The organism is Rhodococcus sp. EPR-157, assembly GCF_001647195.1.
Taxonomy (GTDB): Bacteria; Actinomycetota; Actinomycetes; order Mycobacteriales; family Mycobacteriaceae; genus Rhodococcoides.
Map to the genome: position 1 here is coordinate 1 of NZ_LVCV01000375.1, position 5,221 is coordinate 5,221.

Annotated in this window: 3 protein-coding genes and 1 pseudogene; all 4 read right to left on the minus strand. The window is 65.2% G+C overall.

The genetic code is table 11. The annotated features are described in order from the left end of the window. A partial coding sequence (locus A2J03_RS17140) for an AMP-binding protein (protein WP_068376181.1) occupies nucleotides 1–2,146 on the minus strand: 2,146 nt, incomplete at its 3' end. 120 nt (nucleotides 2,147–2,266) lie between these two features. Continuing rightward, nucleotides 2,267–3,706 carry an argininosuccinate lyase gene (argH, locus tag A2J03_RS17145; RefSeq protein WP_068376184.1) on the minus strand — a complete coding sequence of 480 codons (1,440 nt, stop codon included), beginning with the start codon at nucleotides 3,704–3,706 and terminating at the stop codon, nucleotides 2,267–2,269. Next, nucleotides 3,703–4,902 (minus strand): argininosuccinate synthase, encoded by a 1,200-nt coding sequence (locus A2J03_RS17150; RefSeq protein WP_068376186.1) that lies wholly within the window; start codon nucleotides 4,900–4,902, stop codon nucleotides 3,703–3,705. Before A2J03_RS17150 ends, argH begins: the two co-directional genes overlap by 4 nt. A 41-nt stretch (nucleotides 4,903–4,943) precedes the next feature. Next, nucleotides 4,944–5,221: pseudogene (locus tag A2J03_RS17155) on the minus strand (arginine repressor); the annotation flags it as partial.

The following is a 5,221-nucleotide window of genomic DNA, read 5'->3' on the forward strand; positions in this document are numbered from 1 at the left end:
GGTCGAGATCGAGATTCTCTTCGTCCAGGATTCCCTGCATCATTGCCCACGTGTAGCTGATGACCGTGACGCCGTAGCGCGAGACCTCACTGGCAAACCGCGTCGGATCGAGTCCGCGGGACAACGCGATGCGCGAACCCCCGGCGAGGGCGCCACCGACACTGACCAGAAGTCCTGCGGAATGGTGAAGTGGAGCCAGGCAGTACACGGTGTCCCCGGCACCGAGAGCTGCTGCAGTTGCAGTGCCGAAGGCCGACAGCGCCCACCGGTGGTTGGTGACGAAGCGAGGCTCGAGCCCGCGATCCGTTGCGGTGAACAGCACCACCGCCAATTCCCGCGCACGGCCAGGATTCGGCGTGAACCATGCGGGGAGTCGAACCGAATCCGGGTCGATCGCTTCGAGGTCGATGACATCCGAGCCACCGGGAATGTCGAGTTGCCGAGCGTCGCCGCCCCCGAGGACGAGAACGTTCGCAGCAACGAGCGTCGCCGACTTCAAATTTTCGGGGTCGGCGATCACGGTATCGACATCCATGACCGCGAGCGCGCCCTCGAGGTCGCTGCCCGGAGGCAACAGCACCGCGATCGCGCCGATGCGCGACAGCGCGGCGACCGCCGCCAGTGCGCTCGGCCGCGTCTCCATCAGCACCCCGATGCGCGCCGACGGCCGTACACCCGAAGCGATCAAGCCCTTGACCACGTTGTCGATCCGGACGTTGACGGCCTGATAGGTATGCACCCGGTCGTCGAACAAGAAGCATTCACCTGCAGGTGACTTGCGGCCCTGTTCGGCGAGCAGGCGTCCGAGCGAGACGGTCGAGTGCGGCTGCATCTGGCCGAGGCGCGCCAAACGAGGCAGCGTCCGAACCGCCTCCGACGAGATTTCCCGGGTTCCGCGAACCGCACCTGTCGCCGCCGCAGCGAGGCCGCGACCGACGCCGACACCGACCTCCGCGATCGAGGCCGCCGTGTGGATGATTCGGTTGCTGACCGACACGCCGCTCTCCGAATCGAGGTGCTCGTCGTACGTCATCTCGTGTACAGCGCTAGGTCGCTCCCCCATGCCTTCACGCCACCGAATCCACTCGCCGGTCGTCGGCCACGTCTGCGCCGTCGCGGTGCTTCCGACAACGAGCCCGAAATGACCTGCACGCAAAGTGCTTTCGTAGACCTCGGCACGCGGAGCGGCGCGGCGGATTCCGCGAACGGCCAGAGGCTGACCGATATCATCGACCTCGCCGACGAACGCCAAGACCGGCACCGTCAGATCCGACAACGTCAACAGTCGGTCCTTGATGACGAAACCGCCCGTCATCATGCGGTTGTGCACCACGAACTGCTTGAGCAACTCGGCAACGGCCGGACCCGACCATGCGACCCACCCGTCGAGCGCAAGGAACCGTCGTTGCGGCTCACGAGGCAGGAGCGCTTCCCGGTCGTGCAACTGCCGGAGGAAATCGAGCCTCGAGCGCACTGTCTTGGCGGGATCGAGCAGCTGGAAACCGGTGCGTGCCATCCAACCCGACACAGCAAGCCTGGTGAACACGTGATCGGCCAGGAACTCCGCACCCCGCGTTGCGACGCCGGCGGGAATCCCGAGCGGCAATGCAGCCAGTGTGTCCACCGGTGCGCCGAATGTGATGAGGCTGGCGAGATTTCGCCCACCGCGGTAGGCGGCGGCCTGATAGCAGAACATGCCGCCCTGCGAGTATCCACCCAAATGCACGTCGCGTCCGGTGTGTTCGTGGACCTTGTCGATGACCTCGCTGATCGCGACAACGTGATCGGCGAGCGTGCGGCTCCACCCACCTTCCTCGCTGTCGGGCGACCCGAAATCGATCACCCACGGATCGAGACCCATGTCCCGCAGGATGCCGGCAGCACCGTTCTCCGTGGTGACGTCGTAGACGTCGGCCGACACCATCATCGGCGGAACCAACACGACCGGGGGCTTGGACACGCCCTCGTTCTCGTCGGCAAAGTACCGACGTAGCCGATACATCGGCTCACGATCGACGACCTTGAAGGGAGACGGATCGACCTCGGTTTCGAGGCCTCCGAGACGGATGACCTCGAGCCCGTTCTGTGCAGTCGCGACGGCGCGCCGCAACGGTCCGCGGACCGCGTCTGCATTCAGTCCAACCACTACAACTCCTGCGCTCGATCGCTGCGTTCACGGCCCGGTTCCCGACCGCCCATTCACTGCGTTGCCAGAAGCTTCTCACACCGCCTGCGCTGAATCCGGCGAGCCTGATCTATTGGTGCGTCAGCGTGCCGGGATACCGGTGGCAAGCCACGCTCGTGCCGCCTCCGCTGCGGACCGCACTCCGCCGAGTTGGTGCGCCACTTGCACTGCCGCGGTACCGCCCCGGGAGTCTCGGGACGAGATGGATCCTTCGACGGTCAGCACCTCGCGGACGTCGGGCGTCAACGACGGGTCGATCGCTGCCAGTTCCTCGTCGGTCAGTTCGTCGAGACCGACACCGCGTGCCTCCGCCGCTCTCACGCAGGCGCCTGCCGCTTCGTGCGCGACCCTGAACGGGATGCCCTGACGCACCATCCACTCGGCGATGTCCGTCGCGAGAGTGAAACCGGCCGGAGCCAATTCGGCCAACCGATCGACATGGAACTCGAGAGTGCCGACCAGACCGGCGAGCGCAGGCAACAGCAGTTCCAGCTGCGCGACCGAATCGAAGACCGGTTCCTTGTCCTCCTGGAGGTCCCTGTTGTAGGCCAAAGGCTGCGCCTTCAACGTCGCGAGCAGACCCGTGAGGTTGCCGATCAGACGCCCGGTCTTGCCGCGAGTCAGTTCTGCGACGTCCGGGTTCTTCTTCTGCGGCATGATCGAACTGCCGGTGGACCATGCGTCGGCGAGAGTGACGTAGCCGTATTCGGGCGTACTCCACGACACGATCTCTTCGGCAAGCCTCGACAGGTCGACTGCCGTCATCGCCAACACGAACGACGCCTCGGCCGCGAAATCCCGCGAGGACGTGGCATCGATCGAGTTCTCCGCGGAGGAATCGAAACCGAGTTCGGCGGCGATCTTTTCCGGGCTGAGCCCGAGCGAGGATCCGGCCAGCGCTCCGGAGCCGTACGGCGACACCGCAGCTCGCTTGTCGAAGTCCTGGAACCGCTGCACATCGCGTAAGAGGGGGTGAGTGTGGGCCAGCAGGTGATGCGCAAGCAGAACCGGCTGTGCTGCCTGCGAGTGCGTCTTGCCTGGCATGACTGCTGCCGGGTGGGCGGCAGCCTGCGTCGCCAAGGCGTCGACGACGTCGAGCACTCCGGCCGAGACTCGGCGGACAGCGTCGCGCAGCCACATACGGAACAACGTCGCGACCTGATCGTTGCGCGAGCGGCCCGCTCGCAGGCGTCCACCGACTTCGGGGCCGACCCGGTCGATCAGACCGCGTTCGAGCGCCCCGTGCACATCCTCGTCGGATTCGGCCGCGACGAACGCGCCGGACGCGACGTCGGCGGCGAGACGCGTGAGACCGTCGAGCATGGTCTCGAGGTCCTGCGCGGTGAGGAGACCTGCACCGTTGAGAACGCGTGCGTGCGCCATGGACGCGCGGATGTCGTACGGCGCGAGTACCCAGTCGAAGTGCGTCGACTTGCTCAGCGCTGCCATCGCCTCGGCGGGACCGGACGCGAAGCGTCCGCCCCAGAGCGATCCTTCGTTGGTTCCGTGCGGCTCGCTCACAGGCCCAGGTCCCTCTTCTTCGCAATCTTCGACGACAGACCGTGAAGCTGGACGAACCCCTTGGCCGAGGACTGATCGAACGTGTCGCCCTCGTCGTAGGTTGCAAGATTGAAGTCGTACAGCGATTCCTCGCTGCGCCGGCCGTTGACGATGATCGAACCCGCGTGGAGCGCAAGGCGAATTTCGCCGGACACGTGCTCCTGGGTGTGCGTGGTGAACGTGTCGAGAGCGCCCTTGAGCGGGGAATACCAGAGACCGTCGTAGACCAACTCGGCCCACTTCTGGTCGGTGTGGCGCTTGTAGCGGCCGAGCTCGCGTTCGAGGGTGACGTGTTCGAGCTCTTCGTGCGCACGAATCAGTACCATCGCACCAGGAGCCTCGTAGATTTCACGGCTCTTGATGCCGACGAGACGGTCCTCGACGACATCGAGGCGTCCGACGCCCTGCGCGCCTGCACGGGTGTTGAGCTCCTGGATCGCGTCGAGCACGGACACCGGACGACCGTCGATGCTGACCGGGCGTCCCTTGTCGAAACCGATGATCAGTTCGTCGGGCGACTGCCAGTTGGCCGTCGGATCCTGGGTGTAGTCGTAGACGTCCTTGGTCGGGGCGTTCCACAGGTCCTCGAGGAACCCGGTTTCGACTGCCCGTCCCCACACGTTCTGGTCGATCGAGAACGGAGACTTCTTGCTGACGTTGATCGGAATCTTGTTCTCTTCGGCGAACGAGATTGCCTTCTCGCGTGTCCACGCGTAGTCGCGGACCGGCGCGAGGACGTCGAGCTCGGGGGCGAGTGTGTTGAAGCCGACCTCGAAGCGCACCTGGTCGTTGCCCTTGCCCGTGCAGCCGTGAGCTACGACGGTTCCGCCGTGCGAACGAGCCGCGTCGACGAGATGCTTGACGATCAACGGACGGCTGATGGCCGACACCAACGGGTATCGGTCCATGTAGAGCGCGTTGTTCTGGATCGTGGGAAGGCAGTACTCGTCGGCGAACTCGTTGCGGGCGTCGACGACGACGGACTCCACAGCGCCACAGTCGAGTGCGCGCTGCCGGACGACCTCCATGTCCTCCCCGCCCTGGCCGAGATCGATCGCGACGGCAACGACCTCCTTACCGGTCTCCTTGCCGATCCAGCTGATGGCGACGGAGGTATCCAGTCCGCCCGAGTAGGCGAGAACGACGCGTTCGGCCATGGTGTGTGTACTCCTTAGTTGGTAAAAGTTCGGCCGCCGCGCTAGTCAGCGCGTCGGGCCAGTTTTTCGATCTTGTCGGCCAAATCGCCGCCGGTGAACGGCTCCCTGGCGATCAGGAGGATGGTGTCGTCCCCTGCAATGGTTCCGACGATTTCTCGGAGAGAGGCTCGGTCGAGCGCACTGGCCAGATAGCCGGCAGCACCTGGTGGGGTGCGCAGAACTGTCTGATTTCCGCTGAAATCGGTCGAGACGAGCAGCTCTCCCAGCAGGCGCGTCAGGCGGTCGGTACCGCCCGACACTCCTCGGACAGGGCTGCCGT